The sequence below is a fragment of the Brevibacillus porteri genome (assembly GCF_003013475.1).
GTDB lineage: Bacteria > Bacillota > Bacilli > Brevibacillales > Brevibacillaceae > Brevibacillus > Brevibacillus porteri.
In genome coordinates this window covers 43747-65258 of sequence record NZ_PXZO01000017.1, presented here as the reverse complement: position 1 = coordinate 65258, position 21512 = coordinate 43747, and the positions used below count along the sequence as shown (strand labels likewise).

General features: G+C 49.4%; 21 protein-coding genes. 14 read left to right on the top strand and 7 right to left on the bottom strand.

Annotated elements, in window-relative coordinates; genetic code table 11:
- Nucleotides 1-21: 21 nt before the first annotated feature.
- Complete coding sequence (locus C7R92_RS09915) at nucleotides 22-501, bottom strand: outer membrane protein assembly factor BamD (RefSeq protein WP_017250677.1); 480 nt, start codon at nucleotides 499-501, stop codon at nucleotides 22-24.
- A 124-nt stretch (nucleotides 502-625) separates the two neighbouring features.
- On the opposite strand from C7R92_RS09915, the gene C7R92_RS09910 reads away from it, so the two are divergent.
- Nucleotides 626-832 (top strand): cold-shock protein, encoded by a 207-nt coding sequence (locus C7R92_RS09910; protein ID WP_069847928.1) that lies wholly within the window; start codon nucleotides 626-628, stop codon nucleotides 830-832.
- A 116-nt stretch (nucleotides 833-948) separates the two neighbouring features.
- On the opposite strand, the gene C7R92_RS09905 is transcribed toward C7R92_RS09910, so the two are convergent.
- Both C7R92_RS09905 and pdxR read right to left on the bottom strand, forming a co-directional pair.
- The gene (locus C7R92_RS09905; RefSeq protein WP_007728714.1) at nucleotides 949-1149 is read right to left on the bottom strand and encodes a hypothetical protein; all 201 of its coding nucleotides are present in this window, start codon (nucleotides 1147-1149) and stop codon (nucleotides 949-951) included.
- 117 nt (nucleotides 1150-1266) lie between these two features.
- The gene (pdxR, locus tag C7R92_RS09900) at nucleotides 1267-2706 is read right to left on the bottom strand and encodes a MocR-like pyridoxine biosynthesis transcription factor PdxR (protein ID WP_106834129.1); all 1440 of its coding nucleotides are present in this window, start codon (nucleotides 2704-2706) and stop codon (nucleotides 1267-1269) included.
- Between the two features lie 107 nt (nucleotides 2707-2813).
- Between pdxR and C7R92_RS09895 the strand changes: the two genes are divergently transcribed.
- The 7 genes from C7R92_RS09895 to cimA all read left to right on the top strand — a co-directional run bounded on the left by C7R92_RS09895 (nucleotide 2814) and on the right by cimA (nucleotide 10395).
- Nucleotides 2814-3608 carry a thymidylate synthase gene (locus C7R92_RS09895; RefSeq protein ID WP_106834128.1) on the top strand — a complete coding sequence of 265 codons (795 nt, stop codon included), beginning with the start codon at nucleotides 2814-2816 and terminating at the stop codon, nucleotides 3606-3608.
- Nucleotides 3605-4081, top strand: coding sequence for a dihydrofolate reductase (locus tag C7R92_RS09890; protein ID WP_106834127.1), 477 nt, complete (start codon nucleotides 3605-3607; stop codon nucleotides 4079-4081). Before C7R92_RS09895 ends, C7R92_RS09890 begins: the two co-directional genes overlap by 4 nt.
- Before the next feature lie 153 nt (nucleotides 4082-4234).
- Nucleotides 4235-5233: a histidinol phosphate phosphatase domain-containing protein gene (locus C7R92_RS09885; protein WP_106834126.1), complete on the top strand. Its 999-nt coding sequence runs from the start codon at nucleotides 4235-4237 to the stop codon at nucleotides 5231-5233.
- 75 nt (nucleotides 5234-5308) lie between these two features.
- Nucleotides 5309-6496: a M20 metallopeptidase family protein gene (locus C7R92_RS09880; protein WP_069847918.1), complete on the top strand. Its 1188-nt coding sequence runs from the start codon at nucleotides 5309-5311 to the stop codon at nucleotides 6494-6496.
- 123 nt (nucleotides 6497-6619) lie between these two features.
- On the top strand, nucleotides 6620-7726 hold the full coding sequence (locus tag C7R92_RS09875) for a YheC/YheD family endospore coat-associated protein (RefSeq protein ID WP_106834125.1): 1107 nt from the start codon (nucleotides 6620-6622) through the stop codon (nucleotides 7724-7726).
- 88 nt (nucleotides 7727-7814) lie between these two features.
- The gene (locus C7R92_RS09870) at nucleotides 7815-8654 is read left to right on the top strand and encodes an alpha/beta hydrolase (protein WP_106834124.1); all 840 of its coding nucleotides are present in this window, start codon (nucleotides 7815-7817) and stop codon (nucleotides 8652-8654) included.
- A 118-nt stretch (nucleotides 8655-8772) separates the two neighbouring features.
- Nucleotides 8773-10395: a citramalate synthase gene (gene cimA / locus C7R92_RS09865; protein WP_106834123.1), complete on the top strand. Its 1623-nt coding sequence runs from the start codon at nucleotides 8773-8775 to the stop codon at nucleotides 10393-10395.
- A gap of 340 nt (nucleotides 10396-10735) precedes the next feature.
- On the opposite strand, the gene C7R92_RS09855 is transcribed toward cimA, so the two are convergent.
- Nucleotides 10736-11599, bottom strand: a complete 864-nt coding sequence (locus C7R92_RS09855; protein WP_106834121.1) for a helix-turn-helix transcriptional regulator — start codon at nucleotides 11597-11599, stop codon at nucleotides 10736-10738.
- A gap of 135 nt (nucleotides 11600-11734) precedes the next feature.
- Here C7R92_RS09855 and fabF point away from each other — a divergent pair, with 135 nt between their 5' ends.
- The 3 genes from fabF (at nucleotide 11735) to C7R92_RS09840 (ending at nucleotide 14689) form a co-directional block, all read left to right on the top strand.
- On the top strand, nucleotides 11735-12967 hold the full coding sequence (fabF, locus tag C7R92_RS09850; RefSeq protein ID WP_069847909.1) for a beta-ketoacyl-ACP synthase II: 1233 nt from the start codon (nucleotides 11735-11737) through the stop codon (nucleotides 12965-12967).
- Between the two features lie 125 nt (nucleotides 12968-13092).
- Nucleotides 13093-13641 carry a sigma-70 family RNA polymerase sigma factor gene (locus tag C7R92_RS09845; RefSeq protein ID WP_069847907.1) on the top strand — a complete coding sequence of 183 codons (549 nt, stop codon included), beginning with the start codon at nucleotides 13093-13095 and terminating at the stop codon, nucleotides 13639-13641.
- Nucleotides 13616-14689 (top strand): DUF4179 domain-containing protein, encoded by a 1074-nt coding sequence (locus C7R92_RS09840; RefSeq protein WP_106834120.1) that lies wholly within the window; start codon nucleotides 13616-13618, stop codon nucleotides 14687-14689. Before C7R92_RS09845 ends, C7R92_RS09840 begins: the two co-directional genes overlap by 26 nt.
- 65 nt (nucleotides 14690-14754) lie before the next feature.
- Here the strand turns inward: C7R92_RS09840 and C7R92_RS09835 are convergent, their stop codons facing one another.
- Together C7R92_RS09835 and C7R92_RS09830 are read right to left on the bottom strand one after the other, a co-directional pair.
- Nucleotides 14755-14985, bottom strand: coding sequence for a DUF1128 domain-containing protein (locus tag C7R92_RS09835; RefSeq protein ID WP_007722824.1), 231 nt, complete (start codon nucleotides 14983-14985; stop codon nucleotides 14755-14757).
- 31 nt (nucleotides 14986-15016) lie between these two features.
- Complete coding sequence (locus C7R92_RS09830) at nucleotides 15017-17509, bottom strand: U32 family peptidase (protein WP_106834119.1); 2493 nt, start codon at nucleotides 17507-17509, stop codon at nucleotides 15017-15019.
- Nucleotides 17510-17691: 182 nt separating this feature from the next.
- On the opposite strand from C7R92_RS09830, the gene C7R92_RS09825 reads away from it, so the two are divergent.
- Genes C7R92_RS09825 through C7R92_RS09820 form a run of 3 tightly spaced genes read left to right on the top strand, consistent with a single transcriptional unit; the run spans nucleotide 17692 to nucleotide 20833 of the window.
- Nucleotides 17692-19020: an ATP-binding protein gene (locus C7R92_RS09825; protein WP_106834118.1), complete on the top strand. Its 1329-nt coding sequence runs from the start codon at nucleotides 17692-17694 to the stop codon at nucleotides 19018-19020.
- On the top strand, nucleotides 18980-19153 hold the full coding sequence (locus tag C7R92_RS32295; RefSeq protein ID WP_017250660.1) for a hypothetical protein: 174 nt from the start codon (nucleotides 18980-18982) through the stop codon (nucleotides 19151-19153). The genes C7R92_RS09825 and C7R92_RS32295 overlap by 41 nt, the downstream gene beginning before the upstream one ends.
- Nucleotides 19154-19156: 3 nt before the next feature.
- The gene (locus C7R92_RS09820; RefSeq protein ID WP_106834117.1) at nucleotides 19157-20833 is read left to right on the top strand and encodes a peptide ABC transporter substrate-binding protein; all 1677 of its coding nucleotides are present in this window, start codon (nucleotides 19157-19159) and stop codon (nucleotides 20831-20833) included.
- 39 nt (nucleotides 20834-20872) lie between these two features.
- On the opposite strand, the gene C7R92_RS09815 is transcribed toward C7R92_RS09820, so the two are convergent.
- Nucleotides 20873-21466: a TetR/AcrR family transcriptional regulator gene (locus tag C7R92_RS09815; RefSeq protein WP_106834116.1), complete on the bottom strand. Its 594-nt coding sequence runs from the start codon at nucleotides 21464-21466 to the stop codon at nucleotides 20873-20875.
- Nucleotides 21467-21512 lie beyond the last annotated feature (46 nt).

The following is a 21512-nucleotide window of genomic DNA, read 5'->3' as shown; positions in this document are numbered from 1 at the left end:
TTTCTTGAAATGTTTTCCAAATTACTGTACTTGAACCTGACCGTTTCCGTCGAGTGTTACTTTGAATTCCTTTACGACAGTAGGCTCCGCACCCTGATTGTTCAAATCGTGCTTAAGCACTTTGAAAGTACCATCGGCAGAGAGCGTGCCTGTATATTCAACACCAAACATGTCAGATTTGTAAAAGCTGAAGTTCGCTAGCTCGGTCTTTTGCAATTCTTCCACGAGCAACTGACCATCTCCGCTGAACATGGCATTACGCAATGCCTCAGAGGATTCGTATTTTTGCTGGAGGTATGTTTGTAGTTGTTTGGCGACTTCAGACTCAGCCAGTTGCTTGCCGGCTTCGAGAACTTGTTGTCCCGCTTCGACAGCCTGTTTGCCTGTCTCAATCGCTTGCTGTCCTGTTTCTACTGCTTGCTGGGCGGTTTGGACGCCTTCGGATATTTCGGAGCAGGCAGTGAGCAGCAGCGCGCATGCAACAATCAAAACTTTTTTCATGTGGTTCACTCCTTTCTGGCGTGACGATTCTTACTTTATTTATTTTACCGTATATCCACTGACTTCGCATCCGCATATGATGAGGTAAGCGTAAGAGCTGCATTGATTACAGGGAGGAAACACAATGATTCAAGGGAAAGTAAAATGGTTCAGCAAAGAAAAGGGCTATGGGTTTATTGAGCGCGATGGAGGACCTGATGTATTCGTACACTATTCTGCGATCACGGGGCAAGGTTACCGGAATTTGGAGGAAGGCGAGCAGGTGATTTTTGAGATTGTGAATGGACAGCGGGGGTTACAAGCAGCCAATGTAGCGAGGAAAGTCGTGTAAAAAAGGTATCATCTTCTAAACACACATGACGAAGGACTTCCTTCGATTCAAAAACGCCGTCATACCTGTACAAGGCAGACGGCGTCTTATTTATGTCATGTTGCGATCGGGATTGATCAAAGGTTGTTGTAGAGAAAGACTGACAGTGCAATGACCAGTGCGATCGTAATGATGCCGTAAATGATCAACAAATTGCGGGAGCGTTGTTTAAAGCCTCGTACTTTGGATTCAGATGGGTTAATTCCGATTTTAATCGTAACGACCAGACCTATAAGAACAAGTACAATAATAGCAATAATGAAAGGCAAAATACTCATAACAGCCAGTCCTTTCTGTATGGCACAGTCATCCTGCTGGATATACACGAGGATGCATACGGTAGCCTACTTCGATCATATACCGACCGTACAAAAATGTTGCCATCCACTTGGGGATTATTTTGCCCATCCACTTGCCATGAATGCATCCGCTAAGCGCGAAACTGCCTCAGGGATCTGATCTGTGGTAGCTCTGCCAAAGGTGAAGCGGACATATCCTTGCTCTGCCCCGAAAAGATGTCCCGGAACGAAGACAACTCCCCGTTTGACTGATTCTGTGAGAAGAGTTTCGCCGCTCCATTCCCCTTTGAATTTACACCACAAGTGAATGCCTCCTTCTGAACCGACCATTTCTACTTGGTCACCGAACTTGTCTTGAAGCGAGGAGACAAGCTGATCGTGCCGCAAGGATAGCTCTGTTCGCAGAAGATCGATGTGACTCACAAACTGAGGTGATCCGAGAAAGCGATTCGCGAGCCATTGCGGAAAAATGCTGTGTCCAAAATCAAACTGCTGTTTCGCATCTGCCAGTCTTTCCATGACAGTAGGCGGCCCTACGATCCAGCCGATCCGCAGACCTGAGGCTACGATTTTGGTCAAAGAGCTGATGTAGAGTACTGTTCCGTGTTGATCCAGCGATTTTAAGGTTGGGACGGGCTCTCTTGAAAAACTGGTCAAGCTATATGGATCATCCTCGATGATCGGAATCCCGTTTTCATAGGAGAACGCGAGCAATTCCTGGCGACGCTCTAATGAAAGCAGTGTCCCTGTCGGGTTTTGATAATTCGGATTGAGAAAAACCATTTTGATGCGGTGCTGGCGGTGCAGCTGTGCCAAGTGCTTTGGGTCGATTCCGTCCCGGTCGACAGGCAGTGAGAAGGTACGCAAGCCAGCGGAATGAAAAAGCGGCAAGGAATAACAGTAAGACGGCTCCTCAATTGCTACCGCATCTCCTGGCTTTAACAAGCATTGAACGACGAGGTGAAGAGCCTGCTGCGCTCCTGACGTGATCATGATCGAGGTAGCAGGTGCTGCGATGCTTCGCCATGTTTTCATATGGAGACTCAATGTCTCTCGCAAAGCCCAATTGCCCTGCGGATGCTCATAGCCGAGATGAGTGGGGAAGTCATCGGGGGTCATGAGCTGCTGAAGTGTTTGATTGGGGACGAGATCGGTCGAGAGCTCGCCACTCGCCAAATCAATCAACTCATTTTCCTGTGTTTCACGACGGATTTTGCGAATCAACGGTAAATTCGGGCGAAACGACCCTGACTCCGTCAAATGACGCCAGTTCGGAACGCGTGTCCGTGCGAGTCCCCAAATATCTTGGCTGACAATGGTACCACTTCCTTGAATGCGCTCGATCATACCTGCTGCTTGCAGCTCATCGTATGCCGCGACGACGGTCGAACGGTTGACGTTCAGTTCCTTGGCCAGGGTGCGCTCCGAGGGCAAATAGCTGCCAGGACCGAATTCACCACTGCTGATTCTTTGCTCGATTTGCACTGCTATTTGTTTATATAAGGGCTTTGTAGCCGTAGAAGATATACCATCCATCCCGAATCCCGCTTTCTACATTTATCCATTTATTATATCATGACATTCCGATCTTTCATTTTCGTCTGGGTCAGGTAAAATAGATGAGATGGAAGGAGAGATGGACGATGAAACAATACCTGGATTTGTGCCAGCGCATTTTAGATGAGGGTGTCACAAAAGAGGATCGGACAGGCACCGGAACGACCAGTGTTTTTGGGCATCAGATGCGTTTTGATCTGAGTGAAGGCTTTCCAATGGTCACAACGAAAAAGCTGCATATGAAATCGATCATCCACGAATTGCTCTGGTTTTTATCAGGCGATACCAATGTCCGCTACTTGCAGGAAAACGGCGTGCGGATCTGGAACGAATGGGCCGATGAAAACGGAGATTTGGGCCCGGTATACGGAAGCCAATGGCGTTCCTTTGCGGGACGCGACGGCAAAACAGTGGACCAGATTCAATGGGTCATTGATGAGATTAAACGCAATCCGGACTCTCGCCGCTTGATCGTTAGCGCGTGGAATCCGGCTGAATTGGACAAGATGGCATTGCCGCCTTGTCATCTGTTGTTCCAGTTTTACGTAGCGAATGGCAAGCTATCCTGCCAGCTGTATCAGCGCAGTGGCGATACATTTTTGGGTGTGCCGTTTAATATCGCTTCCTACGCATTGCTGACGCATTTGGTGGCGCATGTCACTGGACTTGAAGTGGGCGATTTTGTTCATACGATCGGTGATGCTCATCTGTATCTCAACCATATCGAGCAGGTCAAGCTCCAGCTCACTCGTGAGCCGAAACCACTGCCGAAGCTCGTACTCAATCCAGAAGTGACTTCGATTTTTGACTTCAAATACGAAGATATTGAAATCGTCGGCTACGAATCCCACCCGCACATCAAAGGCGAGGTGGCCGTATGATCAGCCTGATTGTTGCCTATGCCCGCAATCAAGTCATCGGAAAAGATGGGGACATGCCGTGGCACCTACCTGCAGACTTGAAAAATGTGAAGGAATTAACGACAGGCAAAACGATTATCATGGGACGCAAAACGTTCGAATCGATCGGCAAGCCGCTGCCTAACCGCAGAAATGTCGTCCTGACACGCAGCCAGGACTTTCACCCTGAAGGTGTAGATGTCGTCCATACGAAGGAAGAAGTGCTCGCACTGGGTGATGTCATCATCTTTGGTGGCTCGGAAATTTATCGTCAGTTCCTCGATGTTGTTGATCGGCTGTACATTACGGAGATCGATTTGGAAACGGAGGGCGATACGTTTTTCCCAGCATGGGATCGCGATGCTTACACCTTGGTGGACAAGCGTGAGGGTATCGTGGATGAGAAGAACGTTCATCCGCATGCGTTTTACGTGTATGAACGAAAAAATAGCTGATAATCGAAAATGCCTCGTTGCTGAGGCATTTTTTTGTTCTTTTTTCACCTCTTTTGCTTGGTCGTTCGTCATGTGAATACTCGACATATGTATGGAACCACAAGCATATAAACGATAGAAAATAGCAGGGACGAACCCAAGGAGGTGATCGGGATGAAGGTAGACTTTCACGTCCATCTGGAGGAAGGGCCGTATTCGCTGGACTGGTTGCTCAAGCAAGCGGAATCATTGCGTCCCCTTGTGGAGCATGCCGAAGTGAAGGGGAGCCGAAAATGGGCTAGTATGCTGACCAATGGGTTGGCTGAGCGCCTTCAACAAGGCCCGTATTCACGGGACTGGCTTGAATTGTATCGATTACGTGCCAAACAGGCGGGGATTCAGCAAGTTTGCGTGGTGGAGCACTTATACCGTTTTCTTGAGTATCGGCCGTACTACGAGCAGCATGTGCACATCGGCTCTGATCGCTTGGGGACGGCGCAGCGCAAATGGCTGAGTCAGGTCGCAAATGACTCTCTGGACAGCTTTGTTGTTTTCATGCAAAAAGAGCGGCTTCGTTGGGCGGAGGACGGAATTGACCTGCGTGTCGGGATTGAACTGGATTATTTTTCAGGTGGAGAAGAGACACTGCGTCATGTCATCAATCAATATCCTTGGGATGTGTGCATAGGGGCCGTACATTTTCTGGAAGGCTGGGGCTATTCGATCCAGGATGCACGAGAACGCTTTGGAAGACAGGAACTAATCGGATTGTACAGCCTTTATTTTGATAAGCTGGAGCAGGCGATCGAATCGCAATTATTCGATGTCATTGCCCATATCGATGGCATCAAAGCGTTTGGTGTGCGACCGGATGAAACGGCACTATTGCCGTATTATCAGCGTGTGGCTCGAGCTCTTGGACGCAGGGAGATTGCGACGGAAATCAATACAGGCTACGGTCTGGCGAGTCCGCTCCGAGAATTTTCGCCCAGTTATCGCTTTCTGGAAATTTTGTTCCAGAATGAGGTGCCCATTACCTTGGCGTCTAGCGCTACTGCACCTGATCAAGTCGGTCAGCAGTTGGACGAGGCTCGAGCGCAGTTGAAGCGAGTAGGCTATACGAGCTTTGCGGTTTTTGAGAAGCGAAAACGCTGCATGCTCGCTCTGGATTAGTCAAGCTCCCCATTTGGCCCATGATTCTGCTATGATGAAAGAAGAATGGTGCATCCAGTGGGAGGAATAAAAACCATGGCCTTGCAGGAACAATTAAAAGAGCTGCTCAAAGAGATGGAGCCGCAAATCATTAGCTGGAGGCGTCATCTGCACCAGCATCCCGAGCTTTCCTTTCAAGAAGAGAAGACCCCAGCCCTTATTGCCGAAATATTGAGAGGACTTCATTTTGATGAGGTTCGCACAGGCGTGGGCGGTAGAGGAGTTATCGGCGTTTTGCGCGGAGGTCGCCCGGGAAAGGTCGTCGCGTTGCGTGCGGATTTTGACGCATTGCCGATTCAGGATCAAAAAGAGGTGCCGTATAAATCTACTGTACCTGGCGTCATGCATGCGTGTGGACATGATGCGCACACTTCTCAGCTGTTAGGACTCGCTTCTGTGTTGGCAGCACATCGTGAGCAGTTTGCCGGAGAAATTCGCTTTGTCTTTCAGCATGCGGAAGAGGAAAATCCGGGTGGAGCTACCCAAATGGTTCAGGATGGTGCTGTAGATGGTGTCGATGCGATCTTTGGGGTTCATCTCTGGTCGATGTTCCCTGTGGGCAAGGTGTATATTAGTGCAGGTCCGCTCATGGCGAATACAGACGACTTTTCCATCGAGATCAAAGGAAGAGGAGGACACGGTGCTGTTCCAGAAGAAACCGTCGACTCCATTGTGATCGGTTCACAAATTGTCGGTCATCTCCAAACAATTGCCAGCCGCAACGTCAGCCCATTAGAGAGTGTGGTAGTAACCGTGGGGACGTTCCATGGGGGAGACAGTACGAACATCATCGCAGATAGCTGTCGTTTGACAGGGACTGTCCGCACCTTTTTGCCAGACGTCCGCGATCGTGCGGAGCAGCGCCTGACAGAAATTGCGGAGGGGACAGCTGCCATGATGGGAGGCAGCGCTACGGTTGTCTACGATCGAGGGTATCCAGCCGTCATTAACCATGAAAAAGAAGCAGCGATCGCACAGGAGGCAGCCATTGCTGCATTCGGAGCTGGTCGCGTGGAATCGATGAAGCCGTTGATGGGTGGAGAGGACTTTTCTTACTACTTGGAAAAGGTGCCCGGCGCTTACTTGTTCGTAGGGGCAGGCAATCCGGAAAAACTGGCGACATATCCACATCACCATCCCCGCTTTGATATCGACGAGGACGCCATGCTGATCGCAGGCGAGCTCTTGGGACGAACAGCGTTGCACTATTTGGAAACACATTAACAATAAGAAAACTCATGAAAGATGCGCTTTTGCCTACATAGGACAAAGGCGCTTTTTTTGCTTTCAACCATAAGCTATACGAGGCTAGCTAGAAAATTGAACAAGGGAGGGAGTGGCCTTTCGGTGAGAAAACGGATAGGCGTACTGACCTACCGAGGAGAATCAGGCTTTGTCGAGCCCGGCTTTTTACGAAGGCTGGTTGAGGAAGGGAGAGAAATGGGGGCAGAGGTTTTTTTGTTTAGCCCACAAGATGTCCAGTTTGCAGAAAAGCGGATCAACGGTTTTGTACCAGATGGCACGAAGTGGAGACAAGAGTGTTTTGCCTGGCCCGATATTGTCATCGACCGTTATCGCTACTATCCATTGCCCAAGCATCGTGCCTATTTGCCATTTCGCAAGCAAGACTGGTTTCGTTATGCGAATAACCGCTTCTCGAACAAATATGTCGTTCATCAGATTTTGATACAAGATCCTGAGCTACAGCGCTGGCTTCCTGAAACACTCCCCTACGACAGAAAAACGCTTGATGCGATGCTTGCCGATCATCGTCTAGTTTATCTCAAGCCGACAAACGGCACAGGTGGGAGAAGCATACTGCGTGTGGAGAAACGAGCAGGTCGCTACCTTTTGCATGGCAGGACCAAGAAGCAAGCCAAAAGCTGCGAAAAACTGGCGACGCTCACAGAGGTGTGCGAGCGGCTGGAGCATTGGATGAAGAATGAGAAGAGCGGAAACGAGCAGTTTTTTCTTCAACAGGGGCTACGGTTGTCGCTGGTTCCCAAGCGAACAGTTGATGCTCGCCTTCTCGTGCAAAAGGACGGGAAGGGTCAGTGGTGTTTGACCGGGATGGGCATTCGCGTTGGGCCGATACAATCGTCCACCTCGAATTTGCATGGGGGAGGAACCGCTTTGCCTGCTGTTTCCTTTTTGGTCAAACGATTTGGTCAAGAAATGGCAGAGCGGATTGTGCTGGAATGCAAGGAGCTCGCGAGCAAGACTGTCACACGCATTGAAGAGCATTTCGGCCTGATGATGGAGTTTGGCTTTGATCTGGGGATTGATGTTCACGGGAAGGTGTGGATTATCGAAATCAATCCGAAGCCAGGCAGAGAAATTTTCAAGCAGATGCATCAGCACAAGCGATATAAGATGGCGGTTCGACGGCCGTTGGAGTATGCGTTGTATCTCGTTAATAAAGAGAAGTCTGAGCGACTGAGGGATCTTCCATAGAGGAAGGTTCTTTTTTTGGGTATTTCCGTTTCTTTTCAGAGGGGGACACGGCATAATAATAAAAAAATGCACAAGAGGTGAAACGCACATGCAAAAGCAATCATTTTCCATCGCACTCGACGAGGAGTTGACGCTGCGAGGAGACATTCATACGGAGGAAGCGGCGGGTTCAGCACAGCCGCTACTGCTATTTTGCCATGGCTTTAAAGGCTTCAAGGATTGGGGAAGCTTTCCCTACGTAGCCGATGAGCTCGCCAAGCAAGGCATTACCACGATTCGCTTTAACTTTAGCTGCAATGGCGTAGGGGAGAGCTTGACGGAGTTCGATGAGCTGGAGAAATTCGGGCGCAATACGTATGCGCGTGAACTGGCTGATTTGCAAGCGTTGACGGAACGGATTTTGTCTGGCGAGCTTCCTGTACCCGATTCTGTGGACAAAACGAAGCTGTACGTATTGGGACATAGCAAGGGCGGCGGTGATGCGATTTTATTCGGAGCAAATAACCCGCATGTGGCAGGGATTGTGACCTGGAACGGAATCGCCCATGTCGATTTGTTCGACGAGAAGCTGCGCCAACAAATAGAAGAGACAGGCGTCGGATACATAGCGAATGCCCGAACCGGTCAAGATATGCCAATCACGAGAGTCGTGATCGAGGACGTGGACAGCAATCGCCAACAATACGATATTTTGGAACGTGTTTCTAATATGGAACAACCACTGTGCATCATCACAGGAGAAAAAGATTATGTCCGTCTGGTAGAGGGCGCAAAAAGAATTCATCAGGCTGCCAAAAACAGCGAGCTGCACTGGATAGAAGGCGGAGATCATACATTTAACACGCGTCATCCGTTTGCAGGAACATCGGCTGCGTTGGAAGCTGCGATCAAACAAACCGTCGCATTTGTCCGCACCCCACGGACATAGAAAAAACCTCTATTTTCCTGCGTTTTCTTTCCATTTGGGCTGTGGTATACTGGGTATCGTCTAACGGTTTGAATGATGTGATTATTCAGAAAAATAACAGAACAGGTGGAGAAGAAACATGAATAGCAAGGTGTATCTGTATGATACGACCCTGCGAGATGGTACGCAGGGAGAAGGGATCAGCCTGTCGGTAGAAGACAAGATAAAGATCGCACTGCGGCTGGATCAGTTTGGTATCGATTTTATTGAAGGCGGTTGGCCAGGCAGCAATCCAAAGGACATGGCTTTTTTTGAGCGTATCCGGGAGATTCCGCTGCAGCACGCAAAGGTAACGGCTTTTGGTAGTACCTGTAGACCGAATGTAGCAGCGGCGGATGATGACAATCTGCAAGCGTTGATCTTAAGCGGGGTAGGCGCGGCGGCGATTTTCGGGAAATCATGGGACTTGCACGTGACGGATGCTCTCAAGACGACATTGGAAGAAAACGTGCGCATGGTCGCTGATTCGGTCGCATTTTTAAAAGAAAACGGACTGACGACTCTCTTTTTGGCAGAGCATTTCTTCGATGGGTACAAGGCGAATCCGCGCTACGCATTGCGGGTGCTGGAAGCGGCAGAAGAAGCTGGAGCTGACTGGATTGTTCTCTGTGATACAAATGGTGGGACACTGCCGCATGAAGTCTATGATATTGTCAAAACGACTGTGGGCCATCTACGGACGCCTGTAGGCATCCATCCGCATAATGACAGTGGAGTGGCAGTTGCCAATGCGCTAGCTGCGATTCAAGCGGGCGCACAGCAAGTACAAGGAACCATTAATGGCATCGGTGAGCGCTGTGGGAACGTCAACCTGATCTCCGTGGTTCCGAATTTGCAGCTCAAGCTCGGCTTTCACTGTGTGAGCACTGATCAATTGCAGGAGCTGACACAGCTGTCGCGCTATGTAGCGGAAATTGCCAACATGACGATGCCGAACAACCAACCGTTTGTCGGTTATAGTGCTTTTGCTCACAAGGGTGGTATTCACGTAAGTGCCGTGATGCGCGACCCGAAAACGTACGAGCACATCGAGCCAGAAAACATCGGAAACAAACGTCGCGTACTCGTCTCAGAGCTCGCAGGACAAAGCAATTTGCTCGCCAAAATGGAAGAGCTGGAGATCGATCTGTCGCTGGATCGCGAAAAGGCGAGAGAAATCATTACACACATCAAAGAGCGCGAATTCCAAGGCTATCAATACGAAGGAGCAGAGGCTTCGCTAACACTGATGCTGCTGGAAGCCTCTGGAAAGCTGAAAAACCTGTTCAAGCTGGACTCCTTCAAAATCATGCTGGAAAAGGCAGCCGTCCAATCGATCACGTCGGAGGCGACTGTGAAGCTGCGTGTGAACGGGGAGTCTGTTCATACGGCAGCTGATGGCAATGGTCCGGTGAACGCACTGGACAATGCCATGCGAAAAGCATTGGAAGGCTACTACCCGTGCATTGCAAAAATGCAGCTAGAAGATTACAAGGTGCGTGTCTTGGATGAAAACGGCGCGACTGCCGCAAAAGTACGTGTCCTAATCGAATCCTCGAGCAACGGCGAAAAGTGGAGCACAGTCGGCGTCTCCACCAACGTCATCGAGGCGAGCTGGGAAGCGCTGGCAGACAGTATCCGTTACTTGCTTTGGAAGGAAGGTTGCGAGGAAGTCGGAAGCCTTGCTTCCTCCGGGACGCGCGTAGGGATTGTAAATCATTAATAAAGAGACCAGCCCTGGCATTTGCCGTTGGGCTGGTTTTCCTTTTGCGTGCAAGTTTTAGAAGGCCTCGATCTACGGACAAGGCTAGTGAGAAGAAAAAGCACAGGGCTCGCAGGCCTTGACAACGCCTACCCAGTCGGAACTTCAAAAAGGGGACCACGTTTGTCGAACACTTCTTCCTCGAGAACCTTCCGCCCGTAGGGTGGCTTTGGCTCGACGGTCCCCTTTTTGAAGTGTAGACGGACAGTCAATCCCCCCTGCTGGCGTGTCAGAGTCGAAGAGAACTGTGCTTTTTCTTCTCCTCCACCATGTTGACTCAAACCAGATTTTCTTATTTTTTTTATGGTTGGACAGAAGAACCCGGCCGATCAATCAGCTGCCGCAGCTTTGTCTCCGTTGCAGAATTCGGGTCAGGCGTGTAAATGCTGCACTGCAAATCCGCGCTCCCGGAAACTTGCAGCGAAGTCAGATCAAAGAGCATTTTCCCTGCCTTTGCATGACGGAATTCCAGTAAAACCTCCGGGGCTGAGCTGACGCGGCTTTGCTCCCATAGATCGTGAAAGTCGGGATGAACCTGCCGCATTTCGCTTAAAAACGGCTCATACCACTCGTCCTCCACATACTGACCATAATTCGCGCGAAAAATTGCGAGAAAGCCGCTGACGAAATGCTCCCAGTTAACGGCCAGCCGTCGCAATTCTTTTCGCGTAAACACCAGGCGGATCAAATTTCGCTCTTCATAAGGGATTTGTTCAAAATCGAGAAAGACATGTGCGGCTGCCTCGTTCCAGCCCACAATATGACTGCGTCGATCTGAAATGATGGTTGGACACGAGCGCAACTCTTTTAAGATTCGTTTCAGGGCAGGATTGATCTTCGGCGGTTCATCTTTTGGCAAACCTTGCCCGACTCCCGTGCCTGTCTCTAGTGCCAGCGCATACAAATATTTGCGCTCATCGACGGTGAGCTGCAAGGCTCTCGCTACCGCATCCAGAACAGAAGGCGAGACCTTGATGTCGCGGCCTTGTTCCAGCCATGTATACCAGGTGGAGCTGACCCCCGCAAGCTGAGCAACCTCTTCTCTACGTAGCCCGGGGGTTCTTCTGCGCGTCCCAGGAGCCAGCCCGACCGATTGTGGTAGGATTTTGGCGCGCTGCGCCTTCAAAAAAGTAGACAGTGCTTGCAAACGCGTTTGCTGATTCATGGTACACTCTCCATTTCCTCAACTGGTTAAGTTTGTTAGACTAGTACTCATTATACTAGGATAAACAACAACTTGTAATAGGATAACCCGTGTGACAAGATGATTCCCATAAGGCACTTGAATAGGAGGCTTATCATGGAAAAAGTCGTTGTTACAGGTATGGGAGTGATTTCCCCAATAGGGAATACAGTAAAGCAGTTTTGGAACAGTCTCGTCCAAGGGAAGTCTGGAATCTCGCATATTGACACTTTTGATACAGCACGTAATAAAACGAAAATCGCCGGTTTGGTGCGAGATTTTGATCCGGTAGAGCGGTTTGGGCGCAAAGAGGCGCGACGAATGGATCGCTTTTGCCAGTTTGCCCTTGCTGCTGTAGAAGAAGCGCTAGAGGATGCAGAGCTTCGGCTGGACGAGTTGGACCGCGAGCGAATCGGGGTATATGTAGGTTCTGGCATTGGTGGGGTAGAGACGCTCCTTGAGCAGCATGATGTCCTGCGTGAGCGAGGTCCAGAGCGGATTAGCCCGACGCTAGTTCCCATGCTCATCTCCAACATGGCAGCAGCGATGATCAGCATCAAGTACGGTCTGTACGGGCCGACGATGTCCCCTGTTACTGCTTGCTCGATTGGGAATACGTCCATCGGCGAGGCTTTCCGGCTCATTCGATCGGGCGGGGCGGATATCGTCATCGCAGGGGGTTCTGAGGCCGCAGTGACGGACATATCTCTCGCCAGCTTTAGCAATGCGACGGCATTGTCAACGAGAAATGATGATCCAGCAGGAGCGAGTCGGCCATTTGATTCCAAGCGGGATGGGTTTGTCATGGCAGAGGGTGCTGGAATTGTGATTTTGGAATCAGAATCACACGCCAAGAAACGAAACGCCCGCATGTATGCCGAGGTGATTGGCTACGGGGCAAGCTCTGATGCCTATCATATGGTGGCGACACATCCAGAAGGAATCGGTCCCTATCGCGCGATGAAATGGGCCCTCCAGGAAGCAGGGGTGCAAACGACAGATGTGGATGTCATCAGTGCGCACGCTACCAGCACAGAAATCGGAGATCGCTCCGAGACATTGGCGATCAAAAAGCTGTTTGGCGAGGATGCTTACCGTGTACCGATCACCGCCAACAAATCGATGACTGGTCATATGTTTGGTGCAGCCGGGGGTGCGGAGGCGATCGCCCTGATTAAGAGCTTGCAGGAAGGAATCATTCCCCCGACGATCAATCAGGAGGAGCAAGACCCGGCCTGCGATCTGGACTATGTGCCAAATACAGCCCGCAGAGCTACCCTCACCATCGGCATGTCCAATTCCTTTGGCTTTGGCGGTCATAACGCAGTCATCGTGTTGAAAAAAGTGTAACGGATAGAGTCTGTTTCCGTAGTCTCCGGTAGACTATGAGAGCAGGCTTTTTTCATTTCGGTAAAAAATGTGAAACGTTTTACAGTCCTGATTTCTCTAACTGGGGAGAAAAGGAGGGGAACAGATTGAACAAAACGCTTGGTCTCGTTGCACGCGCCAAGACCGGTGATTCAGAGGCATTCCAAATGCTCATGCACCAGGAAAAAGCCAATCTGTACAAGATGGCTTTCGTGTACACGCGCAACGAAGAGGATGCGCTGGAGGTTTTTCAGGAAACGGTCTATAAGGCTTTGATCTCCATTTCAACCGTAAAGGATGATCAATATTTTACGACATGGCTGACGCGAATTTTGATCAACACGGCGATTGCCTATTTGGCAAAAAAGCGAAAGGTAATTTCGCTGAGTAAAGACATGATCGAAAATATACGAGATACAGAAGGTGTAAGGTTGGAAGAACGAATCGACCTTTTGGAAGCAATGGGAGAGCTCGAAGAAAAGTATGTAACGGTTCTCTTGCTGCGATTTTATAAGGACTATTCTGTAAAGCAAATCGCAGCCTTTCTAGATTGCCCGGAAGGCACCGTGAAAACGAACATACACAGAGGTCTTACTCTATTAAGGAAGAAGCTGAAAGGGGAGTATTTCCATGAGAGAAAAAATTCATGCCTATAAAGAGCAAGTAGATCGCATTCCGGTCCCTACAGAGAAGCTGGACGACATTATCACCAAAACGGTTCGAGAAGTAGCGCCACAAAGAAAACGCCTAAACAAAACGAAGCTGGTGTATAGCACAGGGGCTGCAGTCGTTGCTCTAGGTATCTTGTTTAGCTCAGCGGCTGTCTCGCCCGCGATGGCAAACCTAGTCTCCAAGGTGCCATTGATCGGATCGATATTCGCGACTTACGGTGACAGCGGATTGAAGCAAGCGAGTGAAAAAGGCTTAACGACTGTCATCGGCGAGTCGCAGGACGTGGGTGGCAATGCGATTACCGTCAATGAAGTCTACTATGATGGGACACGCTTTACGATTGGGTACACATTGGAAACGAAGGAGGCAGTCGGAGAGCATTATTTAGGCTCCTCACCAGATTTGACAGTGAACGGGGAAGCGTTTGGATACGCAGGAAGCAGCAAGCAAACACAAATCACACCGACGCTTGCGACCGGAATTGTCGATATCGACGCAATGAATGACTTGCCTCAGGAGTTCAAGCTAGGGTTGAGCTTCCAGGGGGAGGACGGCAAGAAGTGGAGCTTCTCCCTACCAATCAGTGAACGTACAGATACGAAACGCATTCCGATTCATCATCAGCAACAAGCTGGAGGCATTGACCTGACCGTTTCGGATGTCACACTGGGTCCAGCAGGGCTGGTTGTGAGCTTCCAGGCAGTAACCGAGGAAATTGGGTATTTATCGAGCTATTTGGAATTCAAGGTGGTTGATGAAAAAGGGAACGAGCTGGGAGCGTACTCAGGCGGTAGCCAAGGCAAAAAGTCCGACGGCAAAGAGTATCTCACGGGTACAAGACGTTTCGACCCAGTGACAGCAGATGTAAAAGAATTAACGATCACGCCGTATATGTCATTTCCTACGAACGGTGGCGGTGTCGAAATGGATGGCAAAGGGAAAGAAACACTGATCCAATCGGCAATGGAGACGATACAAAAGCATGGAAAGAACATCAAGTTCCACACGTTTACCATTTCCTTGCAAAAATAAAACCACACAAAAAAGCGTCCCTCCACATACTGGAGCGACGCTTCTTTACTTGATCAGGGCAAAAACTAGGATTGCTTTCTCATCGCACCTAGCTCTTCAACGATGGCGGTCATTTCATTGATACCAAACGCCGCTTTTTTCTGCACCATATTGTACAGGTACAGCAAATCCTCGTAATGAACGAGATCGAAATCCTCCGGGCGCATCACCGCCGTATTCGCCATGTTCAGCTTTGCTTTGATGCCCTCGATAATAACGGCCAGGTTTTCTACAGTTGGTTGATTCAGGTCAGCCATACTTTCTCTCTCCTCTCATCAAAGCTGGTATTTATTTCGTCAGTTGCCCACGTGTGACGCCCAACTGGTTGGTTGCCTTCAGGGTACGCCATACGTGTGTACCGCTAACTTCTCCGCGCAATGCCTTGCGATACAGACTGATTACTTCTTTCACGCGCTCTGGCTCTTCTTCCAAAAACTCGATGCGGTAGCTGCCGACATTCAGGGAGCGGAACTCGCTCAAGTACTCAGCACCGGACTGGTCAATCGCGTTATAAACGGTATTGCGGCAACCGGTATCCACACGTATAGGGTGAGAGAAACCGACGCGGTCTTTCAAAGAAATGCGGGAGGTCTCACATGGAGTTCCGCAGTTTGTATGGTCAGTACCTTCACTCATGAATGTGCAGTATACGCAGTGCTCGGTGTGGAACATCGGCATGTGCTGGTGGATAACCAGCTCCATGTTCGCAGCGTCCGAGCGGCTGAGCAGATCGACCATCTGCTGGATGTTCAGATCGTACGATGGCGTAACGCGGTCAAGACCTGTTGCGAGGAACAGCTCAACTGCCTTGTGGTTCGCGACATTCAAGGAGAAATCGCCAATGAGCGGAATGTCGATTTCTTCACGGCGAGACAAGTAGTAATAGAGTGCTCCCGTGTTGCGCACCAAAATAGCGTCTGGCTTGCTTTTCGCGATCAGGGCAAGGACACCGTTTTCATCCGGCATATGAATGCGCATTGTAGCAATCCCGATCTTTTTCCCGTACTTATGGGCCAGCTTGACACCCTCTGGATATTGCTTGACGAATTCAAAGTCAGCGTAGAGGAAGTCCACATCTGTTTGCGCAGCTGCTTCCAATTGCTCAAGCGAGCGGCACAGAGCTGTCAGGAGTGGTTTTTCCACTGGTTTGCTCGTTGGTACGTCCGCGTATACATTGATATCGTGATGGTGGTAAATCGGCGGCTTGGAACGCAGGAACACGAGCTGCTCGACTGCGTCACGGCGCATCCGGTTCAACTCACTGACAGGTACGATGAGATCCCCTTCGAGATCGACAGTCAGATCGTGAGCTTCCAGGTGGAAAATAGTTCCGCCAAGACGGCTGAGTTGATCGTGCAGCAATTCCTTCGTCAGAGGACGCTTCAAAGCAGTCTCCAACAGTACCTCAGAAGGAACACTGACAGCGTGATTCTCCTGTTTATCCACCCAAGTGACGCTGAGCTTTTCACCCAGCTTGCCGCTTACGTGAACGGACAGCGGGAAGGTGCGATAAGGCTTTTCCGTCTCAAACGTTTTGCGCAGGCGACGATCCAGCTCAGGATCGCTTGTCTTCCATACGCGATCACCGACGTGAAGACGTTTCAGATTTACGTCATTGCGTCCCATGACGATTTCGTACATGCCTTTGGAAACTTCGCCTTCTACTTTTTTACTGCGGCTCAAAATATCGTAGATGCGACCGCCTTCTTCTTTTTGCGTGGGGTCACCCGCGTCGAACACGATTCCGTCTCCGCGTTTGACAGGAGCAGTGATGTCCACCAGTACGCCTGTAGGAAGCAGTTTTTTCACGGTTCCCAAAAACACACCGCGGCTTTTCGGGAACGATCCATCTACGAGCTGCTTGTTGTTTGTCCCGGTCAAAAATCCGTGTGTAAACCCGCGAGAGAAGCTTTGTTGCAGCTCGCGTACTTCTACCTCGGATGGTCCTGTATCTTGTCCGGCAAAATAACGCTCGATGGCAGCGTTGTATTTACTCACGACGTTTGCAACGTATTCAGGTGTTTTTAGACGACCTTCAATTTTAAAGGAAGTCACGCCAGCTTCGATCAATTCAGGAACCAAATCGATGGCAGCCAAGTCCTTCGGGGACAGCACATAAGCGATATTTCCCATATCCTTTTGCACACCATCTACCATCAGGTCATACGGCAAGCGACAGGCTTGGGCACACTCTCCGCGGTTTGCCGAGCGTCCACCCCACATTTCCGAGGTCAGGCATTGTCCGGAATAAGAAACGCACAAGGCGCCGTGGACGAATACTTCCATCGGCAGCTTTGCTTTTTCCCCGATTTTTTTGATCTCTTTTAATGAATTTTCACGACCAAGTACGACGCGTTCCATATCAAACGGCTTCGTGAACTCCACCGCTTCCGGCGAAGTAATCGTCATTTGCGTAGAGCCGTGAATCGGGAAGTCTGGAGAAATCTCGCGGATCATCTTTACAAGACCGAGGTCTTGTACGATCACAGCATCTACTCCAGCGTGAATACAGGCGTCTATCAACTCGCGTGCATCTTCTAGTTCATTTTCAAAAACGAGAATATTAAAGGTAAGGAAGCCCTTTACCCCGTACATGTGCAAATAAGCCATAATCTCAGGCAGTTCAGCCATTTGGAAGTTCTCAGCACGAGCACGCGCGTTGAACTTTTCTACCCCAAAAAAGATGGCATTGGCTCCGTTGGCCACGGCTGCCTTCAAACAGTCCCAGTTACCAGCAGGTGCCAACAGCTCGATATCTTCACGCTTTATACCATTTCGCATTTGTATGTCATTACCTCCAAGGTCTTCAAACAAGCTCTTCTTCATCATAGGGAAATGTGCTGGTCACCGCAACAAAAACATCCTTTCTGCCAGATGTTGAAAATGTGCCTTCCAGAAAGATACCTAGAGATGGTATTCTGTAAGAAAAATCGAAATATTCCAAGAGCCAGGGGAACCGATATATGTTAATCATCAAAGACATTTTGCTGCAGTTACTGTTCGTTATCGTCCCTGTTTTGCTGTATAGAAATGTTTGGCTGGGGCGATCAACCTCGAACAAGATGAGCGTCAAGTCATCAATGGTTATCGTTTGTAGCTCGATCAGCGTCATTTTTGCCATGAGCTTTCCAGTACAACTCAGTAATGGTATGGCGTACGATTTACGCTCGATACCAATCATTATTACCATTTTATACGCTGGGTATATCCCGGGCATTTTGACGATTTTGGTGATGTTTGTCGTAAGGATCGTTCTGGGTGGCGATGGCGTTCTCATAACGATTCTTGGAACGATGGTCTACGCGATCATACCGTTTTTGTTGGTCAATCGTTGGTATGGCTACTCTTTGCGAAAAAAACTAGCGGTCGTTCTCTTAATCGGATGTTTGAAGCAGCTATCCATCATCGGTGGCGGGATGGTTGTTTTGATCTGGAGAGGGTTCCCGTTGTCCATCATTAACGATTATCTGGAGCCGCTAGTGGAAATCGGCTACCTCGCTTTGATCATACTAGGTGGAGCCGTTTATTTCATCGAGTTTATTCGAGAATCTCATATTATCCGTAAGCAGGTCGAACGTTCAGAAAAGCTGAACCTGATCAGCGAGCTGGCAGCCAGTGTCGCCCATGAAGTGCGCAATCCACTCACAGTGGTACGAGGCTTTGTCCAATTGCTGCGTGAGGAGTCGAATCCGAAAAACATTGAATACATCCGATTGGTCTTAAATGAACTCGATCGGGCTGAATTTATTATTTCCGACTATTTGAATCTGGCCAAGCCTCATTCTGAGACGCTGGAGCGACTGGAGATTTCGCATACCGTGAAAGAAGTGACGGCCATCATGTCCTCTTACAGCGTCATGAACCGAGTGGAAATCGCCTGTGAGACCGAACCGGGCCTATTCGTTGAGAGCAACGCCGTTAAGCTCAAGCAAGCATTGATGAATCTGATGAAAAACGGTATCGAATCGATGGGGCAAGGTGGCGTACTGCACGTCACCGTACAAGCAGCCGGGAACTATCATGTGATTTCCATTAAGGATGAGGGAGAGGGGATGACGCCGGAGCAGATTGAACAGATTGGGCTTCCTTTTTATTCGACAAAGGAAAAAGGGACAGGTCTCGGATTAATGGTAACTTGCCGGATCATCGAGGTGATGCAAGGGACGATCCACTTTCAGAGTGAACGAGGACACGGAACGCAGGTGACAATTGAACTGCCTGCTGTGTATACGACCGAAAAAGGAGGCGAACATGGACAAAGATCAAGAGGTGTGGGAGCGACTCTTTCATGAGTTGGCTGTAATCAGAAGCGAATTAAAAGCGTTCAAGCTCGAAACACGTGCAGAGCTCTATCAAATCAAAAGCGAGCTGAAAGAATGGCAGCAGAGAGAAGAACAGCGAAGGCTCCCGAGCGAAGGGGAATAAACCATGCGACGTTCCATAAACCGATGGTGGCAACAAACAGGAAAAGCTGTTTTCGCAGCAGGCTTGGCTTTAGCTCTAGCTGCATGCGGACAACCACAGGAAGCAGCAAAGCCTGCCACACAACCAACGACAGAAGCTACGCCAGCTATTGCATCTGTGCAACCCGAACAAATACTCAGACTGAATAACTTTACAGAACCGCTTTCTCTTCATCCCGGACTCATTTCGGATGTTTGGTCATCCAATGTTATTTTTCAGACGTTTGAGGGGCTGACTCGCATCGACGACAAGGGCGTTCCACAGCCCGCCATGGCGGAGGAAATCAAGGCATCAGACGATTTGTTGACGTACACCTTCACGATTCGCGACAATGCGAAGTGGTCGAACGGCGATCCCGTAACCGCGCATGATTTTGAGAACGCCTGGAAATGGGCACTCGATTCCAAAAACGGTTCAGAGTATGCCTATCAGCTGTTTTATGTAAAAAATGCAGAGGCGGCCTTTGCTGGCAAAGCGAAGCCCGAAGAGATCGGGGTCAAGGCAACAGATGACAAGACACTTGTCGTCCAACTGGAAAATCCGACGCCGTTTTTCTTGGAGCTCACGGCTTTTTACAGCTACTTCCCGCTGAATACCAACGTGGTGAAAGACAAACCGGACTGGGCGAAGGAAGCAGGACCAGCCTACACCTCGAATGGACCGTTCAAACTCGATACGTGGGAGCATAAAACCAAGCTGACGCTTACGAAAAATGAGCATTACTGGGACGCAGACGCTGTTAAGCTGACCAAAATCGAAATGAATATGATCAATGACGCAAATACAGAGCTGTCGATGCTGGAGGGCGGTGATCTCGATTGGGCAGGTGCTCCAACTGGCAATCTACCACTCGACGCGATGCCGACTCTGAAGGATAAAGGATTGCTGGTGATCACGCCAAAAGCCGGGACGTATTGGTATGAATTCAACACAGAGCAAAAGCCTTTCCACAACAAAAAAATTCGCCAAGCCTTTTCCTACGCGATTAACCGGAAAGACATCGTGGAGAACATCACGCAAGGAGGGGAATTGGTTGCAACAGCCGTAGTGCCGCCTACGATGTTTGCTGAGAACGAGCAAGGCTTGTTTCCAGACAACGACATAGAAAAAGCCAAGCAGCTGTTGGCGGAAGGCATGAAGGAAGAAGGGTACGCTAGTGTCGACCAGCTCCCGCCGATTACACTGTCCTATAATACAGAGGAAGCACAGACCAAAATAGCGCAAGCCGTACAGGACATGTGGCAAAAAAACTTGGGTGTGCATGTCAAACTGGAGAATCAGGAATGGAATGTCTACTATGAAAACGTGAAAAATGGGAAGTACCAAGTAGCGCGGATGGGGTGGACAGGGGATTTCAACGATCCGATCAACTTCCTAGAAATATTCCGAACGAAGGAAGGCAACAACCATACTCGTTGGGAGAATCGTCAATATGCCGATCTATTGGCGGCTTCTGCCAAGGAGAAGGATGCTGCCAAACGAAAAGCGATCTTGCAAGAGGCTGAGAAAATCTTGGTGGACGAAATGCCAGTCATTCCGTTTTATTTCAAGTCTACGGTGTATGCGCAGAACCCCAAGTTGAAAGGCGTAGTCATTTCAGGTTTGGGATATGCACAGTACAAATGGGCGTATTTCGAATAAATCATACAGTAGTCACATTCGAAGGGCTGGTCAGTCGGATTATTCCACGACCAGCCCTTCGAATACGATAGAGACCTTCTCTTCCATGATTTCTTCGAGTGCCCAGGCGCCTTCGCTGCGTACCCAGTCATATAGAGCGTTATAGTAAATGTTTTCCAACATGTTCGCAGCTACAAGAGGGTTGAATTTGCTTTTCAATTGATTCTTTTCTTGCGCTTCTTCAATCAGGTCAGCGAAAAGTTGACGCAATTCAAAGTACATGTTCTTTTCGTTCTCAAGCACTTTCCGATGTTTCATCGAGGATTCTACGACGACTTTAATGAAATCGAAATTGGTGATGGTGACTTCATTCATGATCTTGTAGATCCGCAGCACCTTCGACTTGCAGTCACTACCATAATCCCACTCTTCTCGACGCTCCTCGATTTCATGCAGACGTTCATATCCCCAGTTAGCGAGAATGGCTTCCTTTGAAGTGAAATGCAGAAAGATCGTACCGCGTGCAACATCCGCTTCTTCGGAAATCATGTCGATTGTGGTTGCTTCAAAGCCGTGCGTTTTGAAAAGCTTGATGGCAGCATTGAAGATTTTTTCGCGTGTTTCGCGTTTTTTCCGTTCCCGTCTCGTCGTCAAGTATGTAGCACCTCCTTATGAACTCGTACGCTTGATTATAACACAA

Bases quoted from the DNA above. Each gene is read 5' to 3' on its own strand.
- C7R92_RS09915 (WP_017250677.1), bottom strand. From the start codon at position 501: ATGAAAAAAGTTTTGATTGTTGCATGCGCGCTGCTGCTCACTGCCTGC.
- C7R92_RS09910 (WP_069847928.1), top strand. From the start codon at position 626: ATGATTCAAGGGAAAGTAAAATGGTTCAGCAAAGAAAAGGGCTATGGG.
- C7R92_RS09905 (WP_007728714.1), bottom strand. From the start codon at position 1,149: ATGAGTATTTTGCCTTTCATTATTGCTATTATTGTACTTGTTCTTATA.
- pdxR (WP_106834129.1), bottom strand. From the start codon at position 2,706: ATGGATGGTATATCTTCTACGGCTACAAAGCCCTTATATAAACAAATA.
- C7R92_RS09895 (WP_106834128.1), top strand. From the start codon at position 2,814: ATGAAACAATACCTGGATTTGTGCCAGCGCATTTTAGATGAGGGTGTC.
- C7R92_RS09890 (WP_106834127.1), top strand. From the start codon at position 3,605: ATGATCAGCCTGATTGTTGCCTATGCCCGCAATCAAGTCATCGGAAAA.
- C7R92_RS09885 (WP_106834126.1), top strand. From the start codon at position 4,235: ATGAAGGTAGACTTTCACGTCCATCTGGAGGAAGGGCCGTATTCGCTG.
- C7R92_RS09880 (WP_069847918.1), top strand. From the start codon at position 5,309: ATGGCCTTGCAGGAACAATTAAAAGAGCTGCTCAAAGAGATGGAGCCG.
- C7R92_RS09870 (WP_106834124.1), top strand. From the start codon at position 7,815: ATGCAAAAGCAATCATTTTCCATCGCACTCGACGAGGAGTTGACGCTG.
- cimA (WP_106834123.1), top strand. From the start codon at position 8,773: ATGAATAGCAAGGTGTATCTGTATGATACGACCCTGCGAGATGGTACG.
- C7R92_RS09855 (WP_106834121.1), bottom strand. From the start codon at position 11,599: ATGAATCAGCAAACGCGTTTGCAAGCACTGTCTACTTTTTTGAAGGCG.
- fabF (WP_069847909.1), top strand. From the start codon at position 11,735: ATGGAAAAAGTCGTTGTTACAGGTATGGGAGTGATTTCCCCAATAGGG.
- C7R92_RS09840 (WP_106834120.1), top strand. From the start codon at position 13,616: ATGAGAGAAAAAATTCATGCCTATAAAGAGCAAGTAGATCGCATTCCG.
- C7R92_RS09835 (WP_007722824.1), bottom strand. From the start codon at position 14,985: ATGGCTGACCTGAATCAACCAACTGTAGAAAACCTGGCCGTTATTATC.
- C7R92_RS09830 (WP_106834119.1), bottom strand. From the start codon at position 17,509: ATGCGAAATGGTATAAAGCGTGAAGATATCGAGCTGTTGGCACCTGCT.
- C7R92_RS09825 (WP_106834118.1), top strand. From the start codon at position 17,692: ATGTTAATCATCAAAGACATTTTGCTGCAGTTACTGTTCGTTATCGTC.
- C7R92_RS32295 (WP_017250660.1), top strand. From the start codon at position 18,980: ATGGACAAAGATCAAGAGGTGTGGGAGCGACTCTTTCATGAGTTGGCT.
- C7R92_RS09820 (WP_106834117.1), top strand. From the start codon at position 19,157: ATGCGACGTTCCATAAACCGATGGTGGCAACAAACAGGAAAAGCTGTT.